The organism is Agrobacterium sp. fls2-241-TYG-188a, assembly GCF_030209845.1.
Window position 1 is genome coordinate 135,423 of sequence record NZ_JARVRD010000007.1, and the last position, 23,037, is coordinate 158,459.

Sequence of the window (23,037 nt, forward strand, 5' to 3'; positions counted from 1 at the left end):
CATAAGGATCGACCTGCATGACCCGTGATATCAGCGACAGCGAAGCCGAAAGGCACCGCGCCAAGATGGTCAATCGAAAGGCCGTGCAGGATGCGGAGGTTTCGGAAAAGACCATCGAAAAAGGTTTGCTGATGGTCCATACGGGGCCGGGGAAGGGCAAGTCCACGGCAGCCTTCGGACTGGCCTTGCGTATGCTGGGGACGGGCCGTCGCGTCGGTGTCGTCCAGTTCATCAAGGGCGCCTGGTCAACGGGAGAGCAGCAGGCGCTGGCCTTGTTCGGCGACCGTGTTGCATGGCGCACGATGGGCGAAGGCTTCACCTGGGACACGCAGGATCTCAAGCGTGATGTCGCTGCCGCTTCAAAGGCGTGGGAGGAGGCAAAGCTTTTCATGGCCGATGAGACGATCGGTCTTGTGGTTCTCGATGAGCTTAATATCGCACTGCGCTACGACTATCTCTCCCTCGAGGAAGTCGTGGAAACGCTGCAGGCTCGCCGGCCAGGCTTGCATGTTGTGGTGACCGGGCGAAACGCCAAACAGCCGCTTCTCGACGCTGCCGACATGGTCACAGAGATGACGTTGGTGAAGCATCACTTCAGGGCGGGTGTCAAAGCTCAGTCCGGCATCGAGTTCTAAACCCATGACAGCGCGTGTCTTGATGTTTCAGGGGACCGGCTCGGATGTCGGAAAGTCGTTGATGGTCGCAGGATTGGCGCGCGCCTACACGCGCCGGGGTCTTTCCGTCATGCCGTTCAAGCCTCAGAACATGTCGAACAATGCCGCAGTGACCGAGGATGGTGGCGAGATCGGACGGGCACAGGCCTTGCAGGCGCGGGCCGCCGGTGTGGCGCTGTCGGTTCATATGAACCCGGTTCTGTTGAAACCGCAAAGCGAAACCGGTGCGCAGATCGTGGTGCAGGGCAAGGTTATCGGTAGCGCAAAGGCAGCCGACTACCAGCACATGAAGGCGTCTCTCATGGGGCATGTGCTGGATAGTTTTAATCACCTCAAAAGCAAGGCAGGCCTCGTTCTGGTCGAAGGAGCGGGCAGCGCCTCGGAGATCAATCTACGGGCCAATGATATCGCCAATATGGGCTTTGCCCGGGCTGCGAACGCACCGGTCATTCTCATCGGCGATATTGATCGCGGAGGGGTCATCGCAAGTCTTGTCGGCACACGCACGGTTCTTGCCGCCGATGACGCAGCCATGATCAAGGGCTTCATCGTCAACCGTTTTCGTGGAGACGCGAGCCTGTTTGATGAAGGGATGCGCATTATCGCGGACATGACCGGCTGGAATGCGGTTGGTCTTTTGCCGCACTTCGATGATGCGAGCCGCCTGCCAGCTGAAGACGCTCTGGGATTGGTCGGTCCAGGCCATCGGAAAATCGGCGCAAAGATCAGGATTGCGGTACCGATTCTGCCCCACATTTCCAACTTCGATGATCTCGATCCGCTCGATGCCGAGCCGGACGTTGAGCTTGTCAGGGTGCGACGGGGAGACGTCATTCCGCCGGATTGCGCCATGGTTCTGCTCTGCGGATCCAAATCCACGATTGCCGATCTGAATGCGTTGAAAGCGGCGGGCCTTGATGTGGATATCAAGGCGCATGTGCGCCGGGGTGGTTATGTGCTTGGCCTTTGCGGTGGCTATCAGATGCTTGGCAAAACCATCTCTGACCCAGAGGGGATAGAAGGCGTGCCATCGACCGTTGAGGGACTGGGGTTGCTTGATGTCGACACCGTTCTGACGGGTGACAAGAGGCTGGTTTCCGTCGCGGGCCAGAGCTTCGACGGCAAGTCCTTCGTCGGATATGAAATGCATGTCGGAGTGACCACCGGTCCAGACCGTAGTCGCCCGTTCGCGACTATTGAAAACCATGTGGATGGGGCGTTCTCGGCGGATGGGCGTGTCTTCGGGACATATGTCCACGGTCTTTTTGCCGATGATGGCCAGCGCAGCGCATGGCTGGAACGCTTGGGCGCATCATCCTCTCTTCTGAACTACGAGGAACAGGTCGATGCCGTGCTTGATCGCTTAGCTGATCACATGGAGCGTCATCTGGATCTGGACATGCTTCTGTCTATGGCGCGATAGCAAGCGCAAGCAGGCCGAAAAGGGCGATGAGCATGGCATCAGCGATCCGTGCCAGCCGTATTGCTCTCCGGATATCTGCCGCATTCAAATCACGCCGCCCGCCTTCTCCCATGAAACGGGCCTCGATCATCTGCCCGCCATAGGAGCGTGGCCCCGCGAGCGCAAAACCCAGCGCGCCTGCCATTGCCGCTTCGGGCCAGCCGGCGTTGGGCGACCGGTGATGGCGAGCGTCGCGGAAAATCGCGCGCAAGGCTATGCGGGGGGATGCTTCCTTGATAAAGCAGGCCGCCAGCACGAAGAGCAGTCCGCTCAGGCGGGAGGCTGGCAGGTTTACGAGGTCATCCAGCCGTGCCGACGCCCAGCCAAACGCCTCGTGGCGTGGTGATCGATGGCCAATCATGCTGTCGGCTGTATTGATTGCCTTGTAGCCTGCGCCGCCGGGCAGGCCCAATAAGCCAAGCCAGAGGGACGGAGCCACGATACCGTCGGAGAAGTTTTCCGCCAGACTCTCGATTGCGGCGCGGCAGACTGCCGCTTCATCCAGTTTTTCCGGGTCGCGGCCAACAATCATCGAAACCGCTTTTCGCCCTCCCGTCACGCCATCACGCTCCAGCGCAGTCGCGACTGCCTCGACATGCTGCTCCAGACTCTTCTGTGCTGGCAAAGATGCACCAAGCAGTGCGACAAGGATCAGGCCAAAGGGAAGAGCAAGGAGAAGGGATTGCAGACCAAGGGCGATCAAAAGCGTGAGGCCAAGAAATATGGCCAGTGCCGCCAGACCCATCGCCTTGCGACGCAAAAATGAATCGTCCTGCCGGTTCCATTTTTTGTCGAGGAGGGCGATAAGCGAACCAATCCAGGTGACTGGATGACCGATGCGTTGAAACAGCCAATCCGGGTAGCCGACTAGGCGTTCGATCAGCAGGGACAGAAAAGCGAGAGCGAAAAACATGAGCGAGACGGTACCAGACAGAGCGCAATCGGCGATCCGGCATGGTGGCGATCTGGGACGTGCGCGCCAGCTTTTTCCTGATGCGCCCGAGCCATGGATCGATCTTTCCACCGGGATCAGCCCTCACTCCTATCCGCATTCGCCCATTCCTGCCAGCGTCTTTGCCCGCCTGCCGGAACCCTGTGCTCTCGATGCTTTGAAAGAGGTCGCGGCAAGGGCCTTTGCAGCACCCTCTCCCGCCAATGTGGTAGCGGCTCCCGGCACGCAGATGCTGATGCCGCTTCTCGCGCAGCTGGCACTGGAGCGTGGCGCGAGGCGAGGTGCCGTTTTGTCTCCCGCCTACGCGGAACATGCCCGCACCGCGCGTATGGCAGGATTGCCCGTCACGGAAGTCTTAGCCGTCGAGAATCTTCAAGCCTGCGACTATGCCGTCGTCATCAATCCGAACAATCCCGATGGTCATGTGACGGAGAGATCGAAGCTTCTGTCACTGGCAGGCGCAATGCGCGAAAAAGGTGGCCTTCTCGTCGTTGATGAAGCCTTTATCGAGACGGGTTGTGGTGAAAGTCTCGGTGGCGATGTGGCTTCAGAGGGGCTCGTTGTCCTCAGGTCTTTCGGAAAATTTTATGGCATGGCCGGTATAAGGCTCGGTTTTGCGGTGGCTCATCCCGATCTTGCTGGAGAACTGGAAGCAAGACTTGGGCCCTGGGCCGTTTCGGGTCCCGCTCTGCACATTGCAACGCAAGCCCTTGCCGATGATGAGTGGAAAAATGCCGTGAGAGGCCGGTTGAGACAAGACGCCGAGCGGCTGAACGATGCTTTGCGCCATGCCAGTCTGGCCGTGGTCGGCGGAACGCCGCTGTTTACTCTTGTTCGAGATGCGCGCGCGCCGGATCTTTTCCGCCATCTCGCACAACACGGGATACTGACCCGCATCTTTGACGAAAGACCGGGCGATATTCGATTTGGTCTGCCCGGAACCGAAGATGAATGGCTGCGACTGGAGACTGCGCTCTCCAGCTTTGAGGCCGGTGAGGAAATTCGGGCTTAAGCCTGTTCCAGCGGTACGTCGAAGACTTCGCCCGGTCGCATGGGGTGGAAGCGGTCTGGTGCTACGCCGTGTTCGCTCAAGGCAGCTTTCAGGGCGACAAGCGGCGCATCGATCGCTTCGTCGGTCAGCTGAACCGTACCCCAATGGTGGCCACAGGCATAAGCGGCGCCGCAGATCTTCATGCCTTCCACAGCTTCAGATGGGTTCTGATGCTGGCCTTTCATGAACCAGCGCGGCTCGTAAGCCCCGAATGGAAGATTGGCGAGGCGGAAGCCGCCATGCTTCTTGCGGGCCGCATGGTAATTGAGGCCGCTGTGAAAGCCGGTGTCTCCGATATGATAAATCTTGCCGCCCGGGGTCTCGATGACGAAGGCTGCCCAGAGCGCCATGCGGCGGTCATTGAGGCCTCTGGCTGACCAATGATGGCACGGCTCGAAGTGTATCTTGATATCCGGTGATATGCTCAGTTCGTCGCCCCAATCGCCGGTCGAAATCCTCGCTGCCTCAACGCGCGTGCGGATCACCACGTCATTGCCCAGCGGCGTGATGAAATGTGGCTTGTGGGCAATGTGCAGCTGGTGGAGCGTTTCCAGGTCAAGATGGTCGTAGTGATTGTGCGTGACGAGCACAAGGTCTATGGGCGGCAGATCCTTGAACTGGATCCCCGGCGGGTTGACGCGCTTGGGACCGGCAAAGCTGAAGGGGCTGGTCCGTTCCGACCAGACCGGATCGACCAGAATGTTCAATCCCGCCGTCTGTATGAGAAACGAGGCGTGGCCCACGAGAGTGACCCGCAGGTCCTTGCCGTTCACGCGCTTCTCAGGCACGGCGAAAGGGAAGGGGCTTGGATAGGCGTCTGGCCATGTGGCCTTGTTTCCATCGAAACGCCATTTCATCAGGTCGAGAAAGCCGTTTGGCGCTTCGCCGCCCGGATTGAAGAATCGCACGCCATCGAAATGATCCGACAGGGGGCCGCTGTAATAAGCGCTTGCCTGGGATTGCCGCGCATAGAGGCCGCCGCCAGCAAGCAGGGCGCTGAGAAAGGAAAGTTTGAAGAGCGTGCGTCTTTTCATTCAACAAGATATAAGCTGTAGCAAAGCTCTCATCAAGGCGCTGGTGAGACTGCCCCCCATTCGGTCTGGAAGGGTGCCTGTCGCCAGAATCGCGACGTCGGCTTGACTCTTGCGGCATTTTGCTGTTAACCCGCGCCGATCAGCTGGCAGTTTCATGACTCCGAGCCGCCGACCGGGACCCGCAAGGTATAGAAGATCCCGGAGGCAAACATCCGACAGCGCGATGCGCCCTCGGGTGCTTTTTGGCTATGCGTCTTGTTTTTGACAGCAAAAGCACCGACGTTTCGGAAACCCCGGAACGAAGAAGGATGACGCAATGTTTGAAAACCTCCAGGACCGCCTTGGCTCCATTCTGAATGGACTGACCGGCCGTGGCGCGCTTTCGGAAGCCGATGTGACGGCTGCCCTGCGCGAGGTTCGCCGTGCGCTTCTGGAAGCGGACGTGGCGCTCGAAGTGGTGCGCTCCTTCACCGACAAGGTTCGTGAAAAGGCCGTCGGCGCCTCGGTTCTGAAATCCATCAAGCCCGGCCAGATGGTCGTCAAGATCGTCCATGACGAGCTGGTCGAAATGCTGGGCTCCGAAGGCGTGGCGATCGATCTCCATGCAGCGGCCCCCGTCGTCATCATGATGGTGGGTCTGCAGGGCTCTGGTAAGACGACCACAACAGGCAAAATCGCCAAGCGCCTGACAGATCGCGACAAGAAGAAGGTGCTGATGGCATCTCTCGACACGCGTCGTCCGGCAGCGCAGGAACAGCTGCGACAGCTCGGCGTCCAGACTGGTGTCGACACGCTGCCGATCATCGCTGGACAATCGCCGACCGATATTGCTTCGCGCGCCGTGCAGGCGGCCAAGCTCGGCGGTCATGATGTCGTGATCCTCGACACCGCCGGTCGTACCCACATCGACGAGCCGTTGATGATGGAAATGGCCGACATCAAGAAAAACGCAAGGCCGCATGAAATCCTGCTGGTCGCGGACAGCCTGACCGGTCAGGACGCTGTTAATCTGGCGCGTAACTTCGATGAGCGCGTCGGCATCACCGGCCTCGTGCTGACCCGTATGGACGGCGATGGCCGTGGCGGTGCTGCCCTTTCGATGCGCGCCGTCACCGGCAAGCCGATCAAGCTGATCGGTACCGGCGAGCGCATGGGCGAGCTGGACGAGTTCCACCCCCGCCGTATTGCCGACCGTATTCTCGGCATGGGCGACATTGTTTCGCTGGTTGAGAAGGCTGCTGAAAACATCGATGCGGAAAAAGCCGCAGCGATGGCCAAGAAGATGCAGTCCGGCAAGTTCGATCTCAACGATCTCGCCGATCAGTTGGCGCAGATGAAGAAAATGGGCGGTATGGGCGGCATCATGGGTCTGATGCCCGGCATGGCCGGCATGAAGGACAAGATGGCGGCGTCGGGTCTCAATGACAAGATGTTCGATCGCCAGATCGCCATCATCTCGTCCATGACCAAGGCCGAGCGCGCCAATCCTGACATTCTCAAGCACAGCCGCAAGAAGCGCATTGCCGCCGGTTCCGGCACGGATGCCGCCGAAATCAACAAGCTGCTCAAGATGCATCGCGGCATGGCCGACATGATGAAAGCCATGGGCGGCAAGGGCAAGGGCGGCATCATGAAACAGATGATGGGCGGTCTTGCGGGCAAGATGGGTCTGGGTGGCGGAATGGGTGGCATGCCTGATCTGGCCAATATGGACCCCAAGCAGCTGGAAGCGCTTCAAAAACAGGCTGAGGCCGCAGGTCTCGGTAAACCGGGTGGCATGCCACCGGGTCTTGGTGGCATGGGCGGTATGCCGGGTCTCCCCGGTCTTGGTGGACCAAAGCTGCCGGGCCTTCCCGGCCTGCCTGGTTTCGGCAAGAAGAAGTGAGGGCGGCCATGACCAGTGAAGACGTAAAGGCGCAGCTGTCGCAATATCGCCAGTCCATCGACAATATCGATGCGGCGCTGGTGCACATGCTGGCGGAACGGTTTCAGCGCACCAAGGCAGTTGGCATCCTCAAGGCCACCTACGAATTGCCGCCGGCGGACCCGGCGCGCGAAGAATTTCAGATCGAACGCCTGCGCCGCCTGGCAAAGGACGCCAATCTGGACCCGGATTTTGCCGAGAAGTTCTTGAACTTCATCATCAAGGAAGTCATCCGGCATCATGAAGCAATCGCCGCTGAACACAACGGCACAGAAAAGTCCGTCTGACGACGGGAAGTCATCCTAAGGAGTATATGACATGGCACTGAAAATTCGTCTCGCACGCGGTGGTTCCAAGAAGCGCCCGTACTACCAGATCGTCGTTGCTGACGCCCGTTCGCCACGCGACGGCCGTTTCCTCGAGAAGCTGGGTTCCTGGAACCCGATGCTTGCCAAGGACAATGCCGACCGCATCCAGATCAATGGCGACCTCGTTAAGGAATGGATTGCAAAGGGCGCACAGCCAACAGACCGCGTTCTGCGCTTCCTCGCAGAAGCTGGCATCGCAACGCGCGACGCACGCAGCAACCCTGAAAAGGCAAAGCCAGGCAAGAAGGCTCTCGAGCGTATCGCCGAGAAGAAGCAGAAGGCTGACGACGCTGCCGCCGCTGCTGCTGAAGCTTCTGCTGCCGAATAATTCCGGTTCGCATTCTGACAAAACGGGTGGCGTGGATTTCCGCGCCACCCGTTTATGTTTCTTTCGGCAGTAATTTGTCGTAAAAATTCCCGACACGACAACCAGAAGACGGACCACCTATGGCAAAGCTCGAAAATCCCATTTTCATGGCCAAGATTGGCGCGGCGCAGGGTCTGCGTGGCGAGGTGCGGGTGAGCTCCTATACCGAGGATCCAACGGCGCTCGGCGATTACGGAAACCTCGTCGCCGCTGACGGTCGTGTTTTTGAAATCCTTGAGGTTCGTGAAGGCAAGAACGTCGTCATCGTCCGCTTTCGTGGCATCAATGATCGCAATGCCGCAGAAAGCCTGAACGGGATTGAGCTTTTCATCGACAGGGACAATCTGCCGGATGACGATCTCGACGAAGATGAATTCTATTATACCGATCTCGAAGGGCTGGAAGCGGTTGATGCGGAAGGCAAGAGCTACGGTTCTGTCACTGCCGTGCACGATTTCGGTGCTGGCGATCTTCTCGAATTAAAGGGTGCAGGGCGTCGCCCGGCGCTCATTCCCTTTTCCGAAGCAGCGGTGCTTGAAATCGATCTCGAAGGTGGAAAAATTCTGATCGATCCTTTCGCTGCCGGTCTGATCGATAATCCCGAAGACGGCAAGGACGATCCGGATCACCCGATTTTTGGCAAGAAGCAGTAAGATGGCATTCAAGGCGACGGTGTTGACGCTGTACCCGGATATGTTTCCGGGTCATCTCGGATATTCGCTAGCGGGCAAGGCGCTTGAGCGCGGCCAATGGATAATCGAGCCGGTACAGATCAGAGATTTCGCGCTCGACAAGCATCGCAGCGTCGACGATACGCCAGCCGGTGGCGGCGCTGGCATGGTGCTGAAGCCCGATGTTCTCGCAGCCGCCATCGATTCAGTTTCGACCGACGATACCCGTCCTCGCCTGTTGATGAGCCCGCGTGGCAATCCTTTGACGCAGGAACGCGTGCGGCAACTGGCAGCGGGCGACGGCGTGGTCATCATTTGCGGCCGTTTCGAGGGCGTGGACCAGCGGGTGATCGATGCACGCGGTCTCGAAGAGGTTTGCATCGGCGACTATATTCTTTCCGGCGGAGAACCGGCAGCGCTGACGCTTCTGGATGCCGTCGTGCGTATTCTGCCCGGCGTCATGGGCAACGACCTCTCGGGCGTGCATGAAAGCTTTGAGGGCGGGTTGCTGGAGCATCCGCATTACACACGCCCACAGGTGTGGGAAGAGCGCGACATTCCCGCCGTCCTCACCTCAGGCAACCACAAGGCCATCGATGCCTGGCGGCACAAGCAGGCGCTGGCTTTGACCAGGGAGCGCCGCCCCGACCTTCTGCCGAAAGCGGCTCAGCCCGAGACGAAATAATAGGCCGACAGCAGCAGCCCCACGGAAATGACGAGCGCGCGGACGATCCATTGTGGCACGCGGCGGGCGATATAGACGCCGCTATAGCCGCCAATGGCCGATGCCGGGATCATGATCAGAGCCGCAGGCCACGTCACGACACCGCCCCCGACGAAGACGACGATGGCAACGGCGGCGATAACGACCGCCAGCAGGTTTTTCAGCGCATTGAGATGGTGATAGGTGCCGCCAGCCGTCAGACCCAGCACGGCGAGCATCATGATACCCATGCCAGCCCCGAAGAAGCCACCATAGATGGAGGTGAGGAATTGGCCGACGAGGCTTGCGGCATTGCCGGGGGAACGCTCGGCGCTTGTGCGCGGGCGCAGCCACGGACCGGCGGCGAAGAGCAGCGTTGCGGCAAGCAGCAGCCATGGCACGAGCTGGCGGAAGGCGGGATTGTCCAGCGACAGCAGCAGGAAGGCCCCAGCCGTCGATCCGGCGATGGAGAGCAGCGCAAGGAACACCGCCCCTTTCCAATGGGTGCGGATTTCCGGCCAGTAGGCGATGACGGATGTGACATATCCGGGAAACTGTACGATGGAAGAGGTGGCATTGGCCGAAATCGGCGCGATACCCGCCACCGTCATGGCCCCGAAGGTGAGAAATGTGCCGCCGCCCGCGATGGCATTGACCGCACCGGACAGAAAACCGCTCGCAAAGAGCAGCGAAATAATGAAGAATGACATGGCCCCTCCCGGCGCGTCTTGCGGCGCCTGGACAGTGCATAGCCGTTGACAGCAGTGGCGACAATCCGGCGACGACCGACAAAATAATGTCACAAGAGGGATGACAAATGCGTCATCTTGCTGTAATGGCCCGCGTGGAACTGGGGTTTACCCCTTTAACCGCAAGCAAAGAATGGTGAACCCGCTCCTGCCGCAAGGCATGGTCCCGAGACTTGGTTTCAAGGGATGACAGTTGAGCGCTCTGGCTGTTTCAGAAGAAATCAGAGGTTAACATGACCAACATTATCGCACAGCTGGAAGCCGAACAGGCTGCCAAGATCGAAGCAAAGCGCACGCTTCCTGAATTTTCTCCAGGTGACACCGTTCGCGTCAACGTGCGCGTTACGGAAGGTAACCGTACCCGCGTACAGGCTTATGAAGGCGTTGTAATCGCCCGTTCCGGCGGTGGCATCAACGAGAGCTTCACCGTTCGCAAGATTTCCTACGGCGAAGGCGTAGAGCGCGTATTCCCGGTTTACTCGCCGCTGGTTGAAGGCGTTGAAATCGTTCGCCGCGGTAAGGTTCGCCGCGCGAAGCTCTACTACCTGCGCGACCGTCGCGGCAAGTCCGCTCGTATCGTTGAAGACACCGGCGTTCGCGCTCGCAAGCTCAACGACGCTGAGCGTCAGGCCGCTGCCGAAGAAAAGGCACGCATCGAAGCTGAAAAGGTTGCAGCAGCACAGGCTCTGGCCGCCGAAAAGGCAGCAGCAGAAGCCGCTGAAGCCAAGGCAGCCGAAGAAGCTGCAGCAGCAAAGGCTGCTGAAGGCGCAGCTGAATAAGCTGCAGCAGCAAAGGCTGCTGAAGGCGCAGCTGAATAAGCTTTCCCTTCGGGATTATTTGAAAAGGCGGTCTTCGGGCCGCCTTTTTCTTTGGCCGCCTGTTGGCGGACATGAGCGCGACGAAGGTTGCGGATAGCCATAACCCAAAATCCCCTGTCTTTTGGTAGGCGATACCTTGCCCGGCTCTGCCAAACCATGTCATTTTCGACTATTGCCAGCAGGAGAAGCCATATTGTTCCGACGCTCATTTTTCGCTGCCCTCGCCCTTGCCGTTGCGACCCTGTCGCCTGCGCTGACCTCAGCCGCCGATCTGCCGAATCTCAAGGGGCGCAAGGTGGTCGTGGTTACCGAGAATGCCTATCCGCCACTGCAATTTGTTGACCCTTCCTCGGGCACGGCAATCGGCTGGGAATATGATGCAGTCAACGAAATGGCCAAGCGGCTGAACTTCAAGGTCGAGTATCAGAACGCCTCCTGGGATGCGATGCTGCAGGCGGTGTCGGACCGGCAGTATGACTTCGGCATGACCGGAATTACCATCAAGGAAGAGCGCAAGGAAAAGGTGGACTTTTCCGATCCCTATATGCGCTCGCAACAGGTGATGCTGGTGCGTGGCGATGAAGCCCGCTTTACCGATGCCAAGAGCTTCAAAGCATTCGAAAAGGGCCTGATCGGCGCGCAGCCGGGCACCAGCCCGTTTTACACAGCTGTCTATGAGCTGCTCGATGGAAACGAGCAGAACCCGCGCATCAAGCTGATGGAAACCTTTGGGGCAACCATGCAGGCCCTCAAGACCGGTGACGTCGATCTGGTGCTGAGCGACAGCTTTGCCGGAAAAGCCTATGTGGAAGCCTCCAATGGCGGGCTGAAAATCATTGGTGAGCCGATGGGTGCTGAAGATTTCGGCTTCGTTTTTCCCAAAGGCTCGGACCTGATCCCGCCAATCAATGCAGCCATTGCCGCCATGAAGGCCGATGGCACGATGGACGCGCTGAACCAGAAATGGTTCGTCACCTACAAGATGGGCCAGTAAGCGTCAGGACCTGATAGTATGGGACCGCAGACATCGCCGGGCAGCAAGACGGATGATTATCCCTGGTGGCTGGTGGCGCTTGGCCTGATTGCGTTGGCGCTGGCCATTCTCATTGCCGTCAACAACGTCTATCGGCAGGTGTTCGAAACCGTCGCCAACGGCATTGGTATCACCATCTTCGTTACCATCGTCAGCTTTGCACTGGCCTCCCTGCTGGGCCTGCTGATTGCGCTGGCGGGCATGGCTGACAGCATCATCCTGCGGCAGGTGTCCCGATTCTATATCGAGGTCATTCGCGGCATTCCTGTCCTCATCCTGCTGTTCTACATCGCCTTTGTGGGCGCCCCCGGCTTTGTGACGCTCTATAATGCGATCATCGCTCCGCTGGTGCAGGCAGGCTGGGCCGAGCCGCTGCTGGTGCGGGATGTCTCCTTGATGTGGCGGGCGATCATTGCGCTGAGCATCGGATATTCAGCCTTCGTTGCCGAAGTTTTTCGTGCAGGTATCCAGTCGGTCGACAAGGGGCAGACCGAGGCTGCAAAATCGCTGGGCCTCAATCGCTTTCAGCGCTTTCGCCTCATCGTGCTGCCGCAGGCGATCAAGGTGATCTTTCCGCCGCTTTCCAATGATTTTGTCGCCATCGTCAAGGACAGTTCGCTCGTCTCGGTTCTCGGCGTTGCCGACATCAGTCAGGCGGGCAAGATTTACGCCTCCGGCAGCTTTCGCTTCTTCGAGACCTATTCCATCGTGGCCTATATCTACCTCTTCCTGACCATTGGCCTGTCCCTGCTGTTAAGGCGCATCGAAAAGCGGATGCGCGCCCGGGACAGTTCCGGCCACTAGCATTTCCTTATTAGTTGGAGAGACGCTCTAAGCGGAAAGTGTCGCTCCGTCATCATCGTCACTTTGACACATGTCAAAGCGAGCTCAGCGAAACTGCGACATGTTTGCGCATCGTCCATTCTCGCAACGATTTAACCCAATCGGAGATTTGCTTTGATCAAGATGCAGAAACACCTTCTGGTCACGGCCATGCTTGCAGTGGCTCTTGCCCAGCCGAGCTCGGCAGCTGACAATGACAAGGCGTTGAAGAGCCGCTTCGAGGCCCTGTGGAGCCGATTGTCCGGTCAGAAGATCTCGCCCGATATTGCCACATCGAACGGACGGATAGAGGCTCAGCAAATTCTCGTTGCAGCCAAGCTTGGTGGTCGTGTGGCGGAAATATTCGTTGAAGAAGGCAAGAGCGTCGAGGCAGGCACGGTGCTGGCGCGTATGGATACGGCCGATCTCGATGCGGAACTGGTCGGCGACAAGGCCAAGGTGCGCCAGAGCCTGACCAATGAGGTCGGGGCCGATGCGACCATTGCCCAGCGGCAAAGCGAACTTGCGCTTGCCAGGCAGGAATATGAGCGCGCAAAGACCATGAGCGAAAAGGGCAGCGGCACGCTTCAGCAGCGCGATACGCGCGAAAGCCAGTTGCGGGTTGCCGAAGCCGCGCTGAAATCGGCCATTGCCAGCCGCGCCGATGCGGCGGCAGCGTCTGAAGCGGCGCAGGCCGAAGTGGCGCGCATCCAGTCCCAGATCGACGATTCCGTTCTCAAGGCCCCCACACGGGGGCGCATCGAATACAAGCTGGTGCAGAAGGGCGAAGTGGTATCCGCAGGCGCGCCCATTGCCACGATGCTCGACCTGACCGATGTGACAATGACCATTTTCGTTCCGGCAAAGGCTGCGGGGCAGCTGGCCATTGGCGACGATGCTCGCATCATTCTCGATCCCATCCCGCAATATGTCATCCCGGCCACCGTCTCCTTCGTTGCCTCAGAGGCGCAGTTCACGCCCAAGACCGTGGAGACCGCCGACGAGCGCGAAAAGCTGATGTTCCGCGTCAAGCTCAAGATCGCGCCCGAGCTGTTGAAGGACTATGAAAGCCGGATCAAGACCGGTATTCGCGGCATAGGCTATGTGCGCACCAATCCGGCAACCGTCTGGCCTGGCGAATTGCAGGCAAAGCTGCCGCAATGACAGACTTTGTCGCACGCTTCCAATCCGTCACCCACTGCTATGGTGAGGTGACGGCCCTTGATGGGATCGATCTGGATATTCCGGCAGGCTGCATGGTGGGTCTGATTGGCCCTGATGGCGTCGGGAAGTCCACACTTCTGGGCATCATAGCGGGCGTGACGCGTATCCAGCAGGGCAAGGTTGAGGTGCTCGATGGCGATATGGCCGGTTCCAGCCATCGCCGCACGGTTTGCGCCCGTCTGGCCTATATGCCGCAAGGGTTGGGGCGCAATCTCTATCCGACCTTGAGCGTGGCCGAAAATCTCGATTTTTTCGGCAGGCTTTTCGGGCAGGACCAGGAGCAGCGCCGCACACGCCTGGACGAGCTGCTTCTCGTCACCGGACTGGCGCCCTACCGCGACCGCCCGGCGGGCAAGCTGTCCGGCGGGATGAAGCAGAAGCTCGGCATTTGCGCCTCCCTGCTGCATGATCCCGATCTGCTCATTCTGGACGAGCCGACCACCGGCATCGATCCTTTGTCACGCCGTCAGTTCTGGCAATTGATCGAGCGTATCCGCGCCCGGCGGCCGCGCATGAGCGTGATCGTCGCTACCGCCTACATGGAGGAGGCAGAGGGCTTTGACTGGCTCGCTGCGCTTCACGCCGGGCGGATTTTGGGTACGGGAAGTCCCGATAAGATAAAGAAGCTGGCTGGCAAATCCACCCTGGATGAGGCCTTCGCCGAATTGATGCCAGTTGCGCAAAAACCGGAGCCGCTGGTCGCCCTGCCTGCGCGCGTATTTGCCGATGGGCCGCCTGCCATTGAAGCGGAAGGGCTCACGCGCCGCTTCGGTGATTTCAAGGCTGTCGACAATGTCAGCTTTCGCATTCCAAAAGGCGAAATTTTCGGCTTCCTCGGATCGAATGGCAGCGGCAAGAGCACGACCATGAAAATGCTGACGGGTCTTTTGCCTGCCAGCGAAGGTGTGGCCAAGTTATTCGGCCAGCCGCTTCTGGCAAGCGACATGGAAACGCGAAAACGCATTGGCTATATGTCGCAAGCCTTTTCGCTCTATGGCGAATTGACGGTCCGGCAAAATCTGACGCTCCACGCGCAGCTTTACGATTTGCCCCAGCAGGAGGTAGGGCCGCGGGTCGACAAGATGCTGGACGAGTACGACCTCGTTGAGGTGGTGGAAAAGCGCCCGGACGACCTGCCTCTTGGTATTCGCCAAAGACTGCAATTGGCGGCGGCGGTCATTCACCAGCCGGAAGTGCTCATTCTGGATGAGCCGACCTCGGGTGTCGATCCTGTTGCACGCGACTCGTTCTGGCGTTCCCTGATGACGCTGTCGCGGACCGATGGCGTCACGATCTTTCTCTCCACCCACTTCATGAATGAAGCTGCTCGATGCGATCGGATCTCGCTGATGCATCAGGGACGGGTTCTGGCCGTTGGCCAACCCGAGGCGTTGTGCAGGCAGCGGAAAAAGGACAGCCTTGAAGAAACCTTCATCGATGTTCTTACCGAAGCGGGCATGGGGGCCGACAGTATCAAGGATACAACAGAGACAATCGAGCACGAGCAGCAGCCTGCACCGTTGCGCAGTTTTGCACCCGGAAGGCTCTGGGCTTACGCGCGGCGAGAAATGCTTGAGGTTCTGCGGGATCGCGCCCGTCTGGTCTTCGCCCTCCTGGGACCTGCCATCCTCCTTCTGACCTTCGGATATGGTGTTTCCTTCGACGTGGAACATCTGCCATTTGCCGTTTACGATCAGGACCAGTCCGCAGAAAGCCGGCAATTGATCGAAAGTCTCCAGGGCTCCCGATATTTCACGGAACGTGCGCCGATTACCTCCTCCCGGGAATTGCAGGAGCGACTGCAGGACGGAAGCCTGAGCGTGGCGGTCGAGATACCGCCGGATTTCGGTCGGGATCTCGAAAGAAACACGACGCCGGAGGTTTCGGTCTGGCTTGATGCAGCAATGCCGTTTCGTGCCGAAACAGCGCGTGGCTATATCACCGGGCTGGTCAATAACTATCTCGCTGACGTGCAAGCCCGGCACACTGGCAAATACACGTCCTCAGCCGTGGTTCAGATCAGCAGCCGCTATCGGTACAACCAGAGTTTTGAAAGCGCCAATGCCATTGTGCCGAGCGTGATTGTTCTGGTGCTCATTCTCATTCCGGCAATCATGTCGGCGCTGGGCATCGTGAAGGAGAAGGAAACCGGCTCTATCGCCAATTTTCAGGCAACTCCCGTGACGCGGCTGGAATTTCTGCTCGGCAAGCAACTGCCCTATGTTGCCATTTCCTTTGCCAGCTTCATTCTTCTGCTGTTGATCACCCGTTTCATCTTCGGGGTGCATATCAAGGGATCGCTTATCATGCTCGTCCTGTCTTCGCTGGTCTATGTGTTTGCCGCAACCGGGTTCGGTCTGGTCGTCTCGAGCTTCGTGCGCAGTCAGGTGGCGGCGATCTTCGCGACGTCCATCATTGCGATGATCCCCGCTGTCAACTTCTCCGGCCTGCTCGTCCCCGTGTCGTCCCTGTCGGGTGGTGGACGCCTGATGGGGCTCGTCTTTCCCTCGGCATGGTATCAGCCCATCAGCGTCGGCATCATCACCAAAGGGCTTGGATTTGCCGAACTCTGGACCAATCTCTTGATGCTTTCGGGCTTTGGCATCGGCTTCATTGCCATGGCGCTTGTGGCCTTGCGCAAGCGGAGTGCATGACATGAGACAAAGTCTTTCCCGAATTCTGCGCCTCGGCATCAAGGAGCTTTATAGTCTCCGGGCCGATTCCGTCATGCTGGTGCTGATCGTCTATACCTTCACCATTGCCATTTACACCGTGGCGACGGGTGCCAATATGGAGGTCAGGAACGCCTCTGTCGCTGTGGTGGATGAGGATCGCTCCAGATTGTCGGAGCGGCTTCGCGATGGCCTGATCGCGCCGTTCTTCAAGGAGCCGGCACTGATCGACGCCACGGATGTCGATGCCGCGATGGACAGAGGCAAGTATGTTTTCGTTCTGGAAATCCCACCCGGCTTCGAGCAGGACACGATCAAGGGTCTCGAGCCCACGGTTCAGATCGATATCGATGCGACTGCCATGTCCCAGGCGGGCAATGGCGCCGCCTATATCCAGAGCATTGTCCAGCAGGAGGTGGCTGCCGCCCTGCCACAGACGGAGACCTCCTCGCCCATCAATCTGGTGGTCAGCGCCCGTTTTAATCCCAACCTGCTGTCGATGTGGTTTTCCGCCGTCATGCAGGTCATCAACAACGTCACCATGCTGTCGGTGATTTTGACCGGTGCTGCGCTCATTCGTGAACGCGAACGGGGAACGATCGAGCATCTTCTGGTCATGCCTGTCAGCCCGGGAGAGATCATGTTCGCGAAAATCTGGTCGAATGGCACTGTTATCGTGGTTGCGGCAATCTTATCGCTCGTGGTCGTGGTGGGCCAAGTGTTGAAGGTTCCAGTGGCGGGGTCGCTCGGCCTGTTCATCCTGGCGGCCGTTCTCTACCAGTTCTCGGTAACGTCGCTTGGCATCCTCATCGCCACAGCCTCGACCTCCATGGCGCAGTTCGGCCTCATCGCCATTCCGGTGCTGATTGCCATGAACATGCTGTCAGGCAGCACCACGCCAATGGAAAGTATGCCGGACTGGCTGCGCTATGTCATGCAGCTATCACCCTCGACGCAATTCGTCGCATTGTCGCAGGCCATCCTGTATCGTGGCGCCGGGTTCCCGCTCGTCTGGCACCTTATGGCAGCGCTGGTGCTGATCGGTGTAGCGTTCTTCACCATCGCGCTGTTCCGCTTTCGCCGCACACTGATGTCTGCGGCTTGATGGACATTCCCCGGTCGGCGTCTGGCAATGTTTGAATTGCCGACGCCCGCGGAAACTGCTAAAAGCGGTGTCATGGGATCGAAATTCGGATGTCTGGCGCAAAACATTTTCGTGCTGCAGGACCACAAGCGTCTGCCGGCACGCTTTTTCGCGGATATTTCCGGGGCGCTTAATACGCGACTTACGTTCGCCTGATAGCCACGCGCTATCAGCCTTTTCGCGAACCCAAATCCTTTTTCAGAAACTCGATGGATATAGCCATGAGCGCACCTCGCACCCTGTATGATAAAATCTGGGACGATCACGTCGTCAACCGCGACCCTGATGGAACCTGTCTTCTCTACATCGACCGTCACCTCGTGCATGAGGTGACGAGCCCACAGGCCTTTGAAGGCCTGCGCATGGCCGGTCGCCCGGTTCATTCGCCCAAGCGCACGCTGGCGGTGGTGGACCATAACATACCGACCACGTCCGACCGTCTTGAAGGCATCAAGAACGAGGAAAGCCGCATTCAGGTAGAGGCTCTCGCCCAGAATGCTGCCGAGTTCGGTGTCGAATATTATTCCGAGCGCGACAAGCGCCAGGGTATCGTCCACATCGTCGGCCCGGAGCAGGGCTTTACGCTTCCCGGCATGACAATCGTCTGCGGCGATAGCCATACATCGACGCATGGCGCTTTCGGTGCCCTCGCACATGGTATTGGCACGTCCGAGGTGGAACATGTTCTTGCAACGCAGACGCTCATCCAGAAGAAGGCCAAGAACATGCTGGTGCGTGTGGATGGCAAAATTCCGGACGGCGTTACCGCCAAGGATATCATCCTGGCCATCATCGGTGAAATCGGCACCGCGGGCGGCACCGGCCACGTGATCGAGTTTGCCGGTGAAGCAATCCGTTCTCTTTCCATGGAAGGTCGCATGACGGTCTGCAACATGACCATCGAAGGCGGCGCGCGCGCTGGCCTGATCGCGCCTGACGAAACCACCTTCGACTACATCAAGGACAAGCCGCGCGCGCCCAAGGGTGAAGTGCTGGAGCAGGCGATCGCCTATTGGAAGACATTGAAGTCAGACGAAGGCGCGCATTACGACAAGATCGTGGTGCTGGACGCCGCCAACCTGCCGCCGATCGTATCGTGGGGATCGTCACCTGAAGACGTGGTGTCGGTGCAGGGCACCGTGCCTGACCCGAATGAAATTGCCGACGAGAACAAGCGCAACTCCAAGCATCGCGCGCTGGAATATATGGGCCTCAAGCCTGGCACCAGGATGACGGACATTGCCATTGACCGCGTCTTCATTGGTTCCTGCACCAACGGTCGTATCGAGGATTTGCGCGCAGCCGCCAAGGTCGTGGAAGGCCGCAAGGTGGCCCCGACCGTGTCAGCCATGATCGTTCCGGGTTCAGGCCTCGTGAAGGAGCAGGCTGAGAAGGAAGGTCTGGACAAGATTTTCCTTGAAGCCGGTTTCGAATGGCGTGAGCCGGGCTGCTCGATGTGTCTTGCCATGAACGATGACCGTCTGGCTCCGGGCGAGCGTTGCGCTTCGACCTCGAACCGGAACTTCGAAGGCCGCCAGGGGTATAAAAGCCGGACCCATCTCGTGTCTCCGGCCATGGCTGCGGCTGCCGCTGTGGCCGGTCACTTCGTCGATATTCGCGAGTGGCAATAAGCGAAAGAGCTCGTGGCCGGGACCAACAGACAGGTCCCGGCCATTTCACATCGAGTGCCTAGAGCACCCTGATTTTCCTGCCCTTGCAGAGATAGGGCAGCACGCGGCGCATGTCGCGTGGATGAAGTGCTATGCAGCCAGCCGTCGGCTCATAGCCCGGCCGGATCATATGCATGAAGATGGCCGAACCGGCATTGCGACGCCGCGAGGTGACGTTCCAGTCCAGAACGAGGCAAACGTCGTAAAGTCCATCCTGTCGCAGCATCTCCTCGTGGCTGCTTTTGAAAGGGGCTTTGACCAGCCGATTGTAACTCGGGCTTGAAGGCGCATCGCACCACAACATGCTCCTCTGAATACGATGCATCGTTAGCGATGTTTTGGCCATCGATCCCTTATCGCCGCGATAGAAGCCGCTCAGTATTGGCAAGGTCGCAATCGGAGTTTTTCCGTCTCCCTCGCGTTTTTTGGCTGTTCGTCCGTTGCGGCCGATGGAAACCGGAATGGTGATGTGGCCAAGTTGAAGCAAAGCCCTGCTTTGCTTGCGCGGGGCGGGGCGAACCAAGAGTGCAGATTTTGATTTTTGCGGTTTTGTTGGGCGAGTAACCATCATTCTCACGAGATTTTGCTTTGCAGGTGTGCCAACGTGACTCCATAGCTCGGCGTTATAAGGTGACGGAGGGTTGACGCAGCGGCGCCAAACCGCTGAATTAGCTCACGAAAGCATAGTTATGTCTATAATGCGTGCATCAATGCCCTGAGTGAGGCATATTTGACGATATAAGGAAAGGCTGAGACCATATGACGGCCCGTACACTTTTGCTGGTGGATGATGATGACGACCTGCGCGAAACGCTCGCTGAGCAGTTGTCGCCCTATGAGGAATTCTCTCTTCTGACCGGTGCCAACGCCAATGCCGCTATCCAGACTGCTAAATCCACGCAGGTCGATCTTTTGATCATGGATGTCGGTCTTCCCGATATGGATGGCCGTGAAGCAGTCAAGCTGATGCGAAAGAATGGATTTAAGTCGCCTATCATCATGCTGACAGGGCATGATACGGACTCCGACACCATCCTCGGCCTCGAAGCTGGCGCCAATGATTATGTCACGAAGCCATTTCGTTTTGCCGTGCTGCTTGCCCGCATTCGCGCGCAGTTGCGCCAGTATGAGCAAAGCGAGGACGCCGTCTTTACGGTCGGACCCTATCAGTTCAAGCCCAGTCAGAAATTGCTGACGACCGAGGACGGCAAGAAGATCCGGCTGACTGAAAAGGAAGCGGCGATCATCCGTTACCTCTATCGCGCCGGAAATGCCGTGGTCACGCGCGATGTGCTGCTGGAAGAAGTGTGGGGCTATAATTCAGGCGTTACGACCCATACGCTGGAAACCCATGTTTATCGCCTCCGGCAGAAGATCGAACGCGACCCCTCCAACGCCGAGTTGCTGGTAACGGAGAATGGCGGCTACAAGATCGTTCCCTAAAGTTCGGTAGCTTGCACAGGTGCCGGCCGAGCAATATCTCGGTGCGGCACTTGTCTTGACGGCATTTTTGTTCGAAACCGTTGAGACTGCGGGACTTCAGGACGTGAAACGCGATGGCACTTAACGACGACATTCAGCTTCTGGCGAAAGTGCCATTGTTTCAGGGACTCTCCGACGATCAGCTGCGGCTGATCGCATTCGGCGCAGAGCGAAGAAGAATAAACGAGGGGCAGGCTTTATTTCGCGAGCACTCTCCCGCGGAATGCGCTTTCGTCATCGCCCGTGGCGGCTTCTCTCTCTACAGCTCCGGACGCGGCGGGCAGCCCGAGCTTCAGGCAACGACCTCCGCCGGCACGATGCTGTCGGAACTTGCCTTGTTTACGCTCTGCGAGCGCAAATACACGGCGGTTGCGGTAGAGGATTCAGAGGTGATCCGCATAACACGGATCCTTTTCCATCGCATGATTGAAGAATTCCCCGACGTCGCCAATGTCGTTATGGCTCGCCTTCGTGACAACATCGCTGCGCTTGCGGCAGGCGCGACAGCACTGCAGGGACGTTTTTCCCGAACCTAGAACTTGAAGTGAGCGGTGACCGGCACGTGGTCGGAGGGGCGGTTCCAGCCACGCGCTTCCTTTAGAATATCGACGCGGTCAAGCGCCGGTCCAAGATCGTGTGACGACCAGATATGGTCAAGGCGTCGACCGCGATCGGCAGCTTCCCAATCCTTGGCGCGGTAACTCCACCACGTGTAGATTTTCTCGCTTTCGGGAACCTTCAGGCGCATGAGGTCCAGCCAGTTGCCTTCTTCCATAATTTTCAGCAATCCATCGGTCTCGACCGGCGTATGGCTGACGATCTTCAAGAGTTGCTTGTGAGACCAGACATCGTTTTCGAGTGGTGCGATGTTGAGGTCGCCGACGAGAATGGATGAGGTGCCTGGTACCGTGTCGGCCTTGAGAGCCCTCATCTCTTCAATGAAATCCAGCTTGTGACCGAACTTCGGATTTATCGAGCGGTCCGGCTCATCGCCACCTGCTGGAACGTAGAAATTATGAAGGCGTATGCGGCGTGCGCCGACCTGAACGATGCCGGATATGTGCCGCGCGTCGCCAATGCCGCAATAGTCCTGTCGGTGATCTTCAACGATCGGAAGTTTGGAAGCGATCGCAACGCCATGATATCCCTTCTGACCATGGATGATGACGTGCTCATAACCCAAAGCTTTCAGCGGCTTGAGGGGGAATTCACCGTTCGGGCATTTGGTTTCCTGAAGGCAGATGACATCCGGCTGGTAACGCACAAGAAACTGCTCGACAATCGGCATACGGAGCCTGACCGAGTTGATGTTCCAGGTCGTTATCGAAAAGGTCATGCCTGCGTTCCATTCTTCACGGGGAAAGATGGCGCAGGCTTATATCATCGGTAGGGAAACGGGAATCCCTTTCTCCCGACGTTCACGCCGAAAGAGCAGAGTTGGTCGACTACATTCGGCCCCACAGCGGACGATACGTCGATCAGCCCCTGCCGCGAACTTCTTCGTAGTTGATCGCAAACACCTTGTCGTCCAGGGCCATACCGGTCTGAACGTTGAAGATCATCACCGTCGTGTCCTTGTTCTGGGCATCGGTGGTGGTCCATTGGCGCAGATCGAAGGTCTTGGGGTCGAACATCAAGGTGATGGTCGAATCGCCAAATATGCTCTTGTCTCCCAAGACGATGGTCGTCAGATCGGATTCTTCCTTGACGTCGCGAACCTTCTGGTTGTTGAGGTCGATCTTGTCGGCAAGAAGCAGGCTCAGAGGTGTCTTCGACAAAGGATAAAGATCCCAGGTCTTCAGCTTGTTATTGCCGATGACGACGTTTTTTCCGTCGGAAATCACCCGCATCGGCGAGGGATCCTCGTAGTTGAAACGCAGTTTTCCAGGGCGGGCGATATAGAATTTACCACCGGTCTGTTCACCGCGTGGGCCGAACTGAACGAACTCGCCCATCATGGTTTTCACAGAAGAGAAATGATTTGCAATTTTTTGTGCGGTGGCATCGCCCTGTGCCAAGGCAGCAAAGGGCTGCATTGCTGCAAATGCGGCCGTTGCTGAAAACAAGGTCAATGCGCCACGTCGCGTCATGTGGCTTTCAAGGCCAGTGGACCGTGCGGAAACGACCGGAATAGTCTTTTTCATTCTTTTCTCCTTCATCGTTTTTTCAATGCCCAAAAAACGCGGCGGCTTCATGACATCAGGGGTTTGCTATAAC

24 protein-coding genes are annotated in these 23,037 nt (G+C 58.2%); 18 read left to right on the forward strand and 6 right to left on the reverse strand.

What is annotated here, in order from left to right; all coding sequences use genetic code 11:
• Nucleotides 1–17 precede the first annotated feature (17 nt).
• Both cobO and QRN85_RS19535 read left to right on the forward strand, forming a co-directional pair.
• Complete coding sequence (gene cobO, locus QRN85_RS19530; protein ID WP_284759816.1) at nt 18–635, forward strand: cob(I)yrinic acid a,c-diamide adenosyltransferase; 618 nt, start codon at nt 18–20, stop codon at nt 633–635.
• Between the two features lie 4 nt (nt 636–639).
• Entirely contained in the window at nt 640–2,097 is a 1,458-nt protein-coding gene (locus QRN85_RS19535) for a cobyric acid synthase (protein WP_284759817.1), read from the forward strand.
• Here the strand turns inward: QRN85_RS19535 and cbiB are convergent.
• Entirely contained in the window at nt 2,084–3,049 is a 966-nt protein-coding gene (gene cbiB / locus QRN85_RS19540; protein ID WP_284759818.1) for an adenosylcobinamide-phosphate synthase CbiB, read from the reverse strand. The genes QRN85_RS19535 and cbiB overlap by 14 nt on opposite strands.
• Between cbiB and cobD the strand changes: the two genes are divergently transcribed.
• The gene (cobD, locus tag QRN85_RS19545; protein ID WP_284759819.1) at nt 3,048–4,100 is read left to right on the forward strand and encodes a threonine-phosphate decarboxylase CobD; all 1,053 of its coding nucleotides are present in this window, start codon (nt 3,048–3,050) and stop codon (nt 4,098–4,100) included. The genes cbiB and cobD overlap by 2 nt on opposite strands.
• Here cobD and QRN85_RS19550 read toward each other — a convergent pair.
• Complete coding sequence (locus tag QRN85_RS19550) at nt 4,097–5,173, reverse strand: MBL fold metallo-hydrolase (protein WP_284759820.1); 1,077 nt, start codon at nt 5,171–5,173, stop codon at nt 4,097–4,099. The genes cobD and QRN85_RS19550 overlap by 4 nt on opposite strands.
• A 316-nt stretch (nt 5,174–5,489) precedes the next feature.
• Here QRN85_RS19550 and ffh point away from each other — a divergent pair, with 316 nt between their 5' ends.
• The 5 genes from ffh to trmD all read left to right on the forward strand — a co-directional run bounded on the left by ffh (nt 5,490) and on the right by trmD (nt 9,188).
• Nucleotides 5,490–7,058, forward strand: coding sequence for a signal recognition particle protein (gene ffh / locus QRN85_RS19555; protein WP_062589162.1), 1,569 nt, complete (start codon nt 5,490–5,492; stop codon nt 7,056–7,058).
• An 8-nt stretch (nt 7,059–7,066) separates the two neighbouring features.
• Nucleotides 7,067–7,384 (forward strand): chorismate mutase, encoded by a 318-nt coding sequence (locus QRN85_RS19560; protein WP_113093126.1) that lies wholly within the window; start codon nt 7,067–7,069, stop codon nt 7,382–7,384.
• 31 nt (nt 7,385–7,415) lie between these two features.
• Nucleotides 7,416–7,793 (forward strand): 30S ribosomal protein S16, encoded by a 378-nt coding sequence (gene rpsP / locus QRN85_RS19565; RefSeq protein WP_062589159.1) that lies wholly within the window; start codon nt 7,416–7,418, stop codon nt 7,791–7,793.
• Nucleotides 7,794–7,912: 119 nt separating this feature from the next.
• Entirely contained in the window at nt 7,913–8,485 is a 573-nt protein-coding gene (gene rimM, locus QRN85_RS19570; RefSeq protein ID WP_284759821.1) for a ribosome maturation factor RimM, read from the forward strand.
• Nucleotide 8,486: 1 nt separating this feature from the next.
• Nucleotides 8,487–9,188 (forward strand): tRNA (guanosine(37)-N1)-methyltransferase TrmD, encoded by a 702-nt coding sequence (gene trmD / locus QRN85_RS19575; RefSeq protein WP_284759822.1) that lies wholly within the window; start codon nt 8,487–8,489, stop codon nt 9,186–9,188.
• Here trmD and QRN85_RS19580 read toward each other — a convergent pair.
• Nucleotides 9,170–9,916: a sulfite exporter TauE/SafE family protein gene (locus tag QRN85_RS19580; protein ID WP_112964536.1), complete on the reverse strand. Its 747-nt coding sequence runs from the start codon at nt 9,914–9,916 to the stop codon at nt 9,170–9,172. The two genes, trmD and QRN85_RS19580, sit on opposite strands and share 19 nt — an antisense overlap.
• A 272-nt stretch (nt 9,917–10,188) precedes the next feature.
• Here QRN85_RS19580 and rplS point away from each other — a divergent pair, with 272 nt between their 5' ends.
• From rplS to leuC, 8 genes are all read left to right on the forward strand, one after another.
• A complete protein-coding gene (gene rplS, locus QRN85_RS19585) occupies nt 10,189–10,734 on the forward strand; it encodes a 50S ribosomal protein L19 (RefSeq protein ID WP_062589152.1) in 546 nt (181 codons plus the stop codon).
• Nucleotides 10,735–10,963: 229 nt separating this feature from the next.
• Nucleotides 10,964–11,767, forward strand: coding sequence for a transporter substrate-binding domain-containing protein (locus QRN85_RS19590; RefSeq protein ID WP_284759914.1), 804 nt, complete (start codon nt 10,964–10,966; stop codon nt 11,765–11,767).
• A gap of 18 nt (nt 11,768–11,785) precedes the next feature.
• On the forward strand, nt 11,786–12,610 hold the full coding sequence (locus QRN85_RS19595; RefSeq protein WP_284759823.1) for an amino acid ABC transporter permease: 825 nt from the start codon (nt 11,786–11,788) through the stop codon (nt 12,608–12,610).
• Nucleotides 12,611–12,772: 162 nt separating this feature from the next.
• Complete coding sequence (locus QRN85_RS19600) at nt 12,773–13,792, forward strand: HlyD family secretion protein (protein WP_284759915.1); 1,020 nt, start codon at nt 12,773–12,775, stop codon at nt 13,790–13,792.
• Nucleotides 13,789–16,506, forward strand: coding sequence for a ribosome-associated ATPase/putative transporter RbbA (rbbA, locus tag QRN85_RS19605; protein WP_284759824.1), 2,718 nt, complete (start codon nt 13,789–13,791; stop codon nt 16,504–16,506). Before QRN85_RS19600 ends, rbbA begins: the two co-directional genes overlap by 4 nt.
• A 1-nt stretch (nt 16,507) precedes the next feature.
• Nucleotides 16,508–17,629, forward strand: coding sequence for an ABC transporter permease (locus tag QRN85_RS19610; RefSeq protein WP_284759825.1), 1,122 nt, complete (start codon nt 16,508–16,510; stop codon nt 17,627–17,629).
• Between the two features lie 27 nt (nt 17,630–17,656).
• The gene (locus QRN85_RS19615) at nt 17,657–17,824 is read left to right on the forward strand and encodes a hypothetical protein (RefSeq protein ID WP_162238090.1); all 168 of its coding nucleotides are present in this window, start codon (nt 17,657–17,659) and stop codon (nt 17,822–17,824) included.
• A 65-nt stretch (nt 17,825–17,889) separates the two neighbouring features.
• A complete protein-coding gene (gene leuC / locus QRN85_RS19620; protein ID WP_284759826.1) occupies nt 17,890–19,299 on the forward strand; it encodes a 3-isopropylmalate dehydratase large subunit in 1,410 nt (469 codons plus the stop codon).
• Nucleotides 19,300–19,357: 58 nt separating this feature from the next.
• Here the strand turns inward: leuC and QRN85_RS19625 are convergent, their stop codons facing one another.
• Nucleotides 19,358–19,906 (reverse strand): L,D-transpeptidase family protein, encoded by a 549-nt coding sequence (locus tag QRN85_RS19625; RefSeq protein WP_284759827.1) that lies wholly within the window; start codon nt 19,904–19,906, stop codon nt 19,358–19,360.
• A 191-nt stretch (nt 19,907–20,097) separates the two neighbouring features.
• Here QRN85_RS19625 and QRN85_RS19630 point away from each other — a divergent pair, with 191 nt between their 5' ends.
• Together QRN85_RS19630 and QRN85_RS19635 are read left to right on the forward strand one after the other, a co-directional pair.
• Nucleotides 20,098–20,781: a response regulator transcription factor gene (locus tag QRN85_RS19630; protein WP_062589139.1), complete on the forward strand. Its 684-nt coding sequence runs from the start codon at nt 20,098–20,100 to the stop codon at nt 20,779–20,781.
• 113 nt (nt 20,782–20,894) lie between these two features.
• A complete protein-coding gene (locus QRN85_RS19635) occupies nt 20,895–21,356 on the forward strand; it encodes a cyclic nucleotide-binding domain-containing protein (protein WP_284759828.1) in 462 nt (153 codons plus the stop codon).
• Here QRN85_RS19635 and QRN85_RS19640 read toward each other — a convergent pair.
• Nucleotides 21,353–22,156, reverse strand: coding sequence for an exodeoxyribonuclease III (locus QRN85_RS19640; RefSeq protein ID WP_062589136.1), 804 nt, complete (start codon nt 22,154–22,156; stop codon nt 21,353–21,355). The genes QRN85_RS19635 and QRN85_RS19640 overlap by 4 nt on opposite strands.
• 142 nt (nt 22,157–22,298) lie before the next feature.
• Nucleotides 22,299–23,015: an outer membrane lipoprotein carrier protein LolA gene (locus tag QRN85_RS19645; RefSeq protein WP_502870807.1), complete on the reverse strand. Its 717-nt coding sequence runs from the start codon at nt 23,013–23,015 to the stop codon at nt 22,299–22,301.
• Nucleotides 23,016–23,037: the final 22 nt, after the last annotated feature.

Coding starts and splice junctions, on each gene's coding strand:
- cobO (WP_284759816.1), top strand. CDS start 18: ATGACCCGTGATATCAGCGACAGCGAAGCCGAAAGGCACCGCGCCAAG.
- QRN85_RS19535 (WP_284759817.1), top strand. CDS start 640: ATGACAGCGCGTGTCTTGATGTTTCAGGGGACCGGCTCGGATGTCGGA.
- cobD (WP_284759819.1), top strand. CDS start 3,048: ATGAGCGAGACGGTACCAGACAGAGCGCAATCGGCGATCCGGCATGGT.
- cbiB (WP_284759818.1), bottom strand. CDS start 3,049: ATGTTTTTCGCTCTCGCTTTTCTGTCCCTGCTGATCGAACGCCTAGTC.
- QRN85_RS19550 (WP_284759820.1), bottom strand. CDS start 5,173: ATGAAAAGACGCACGCTCTTCAAACTTTCCTTTCTCAGCGCCCTGCTT.
- ffh (WP_062589162.1), top strand. CDS start 5,490: ATGTTTGAAAACCTCCAGGACCGCCTTGGCTCCATTCTGAATGGACTG.
- QRN85_RS19560 (WP_113093126.1), top strand. CDS start 7,067: ATGACCAGTGAAGACGTAAAGGCGCAGCTGTCGCAATATCGCCAGTCC.
- rpsP (WP_062589159.1), top strand. CDS start 7,416: ATGGCACTGAAAATTCGTCTCGCACGCGGTGGTTCCAAGAAGCGCCCG.
- rimM (WP_284759821.1), top strand. CDS start 7,913: ATGGCAAAGCTCGAAAATCCCATTTTCATGGCCAAGATTGGCGCGGCG.
- trmD (WP_284759822.1), top strand. CDS start 8,487: ATGGCATTCAAGGCGACGGTGTTGACGCTGTACCCGGATATGTTTCCG.
- QRN85_RS19580 (WP_112964536.1), bottom strand. CDS start 9,916: ATGTCATTCTTCATTATTTCGCTGCTCTTTGCGAGCGGTTTTCTGTCC.
- rplS (WP_062589152.1), top strand. CDS start 10,189: ATGACCAACATTATCGCACAGCTGGAAGCCGAACAGGCTGCCAAGATC.
- QRN85_RS19595 (WP_284759823.1), top strand. CDS start 11,786: ATGGGACCGCAGACATCGCCGGGCAGCAAGACGGATGATTATCCCTGG.
- QRN85_RS19600 (WP_284759915.1), top strand. CDS start 12,773: ATGCAGAAACACCTTCTGGTCACGGCCATGCTTGCAGTGGCTCTTGCC.
- rbbA (WP_284759824.1), top strand. CDS start 13,789: ATGACAGACTTTGTCGCACGCTTCCAATCCGTCACCCACTGCTATGGT.
- QRN85_RS19610 (WP_284759825.1), top strand. CDS start 16,508: ATGAGACAAAGTCTTTCCCGAATTCTGCGCCTCGGCATCAAGGAGCTT.
- QRN85_RS19615 (WP_162238090.1), top strand. CDS start 17,657: ATGTTTGAATTGCCGACGCCCGCGGAAACTGCTAAAAGCGGTGTCATG.
- leuC (WP_284759826.1), top strand. CDS start 17,890: ATGAGCGCACCTCGCACCCTGTATGATAAAATCTGGGACGATCACGTC.
- QRN85_RS19625 (WP_284759827.1), bottom strand. CDS start 19,906: ATGGTTACTCGCCCAACAAAACCGCAAAAATCAAAATCTGCACTCTTG.
- QRN85_RS19630 (WP_062589139.1), top strand. CDS start 20,098: ATGACGGCCCGTACACTTTTGCTGGTGGATGATGATGACGACCTGCGC.
- QRN85_RS19635 (WP_284759828.1), top strand. CDS start 20,895: ATGGCACTTAACGACGACATTCAGCTTCTGGCGAAAGTGCCATTGTTT.
- QRN85_RS19640 (WP_062589136.1), bottom strand. CDS start 22,156: ATGACCTTTTCGATAACGACCTGGAACATCAACTCGGTCAGGCTCCGT.
- QRN85_RS19645 (WP_502870807.1), bottom strand. CDS start 23,015: ATGAAGCCGCCGCGTTTTTTGGGCATTGAAAAAACGATGAAGGAGAAA.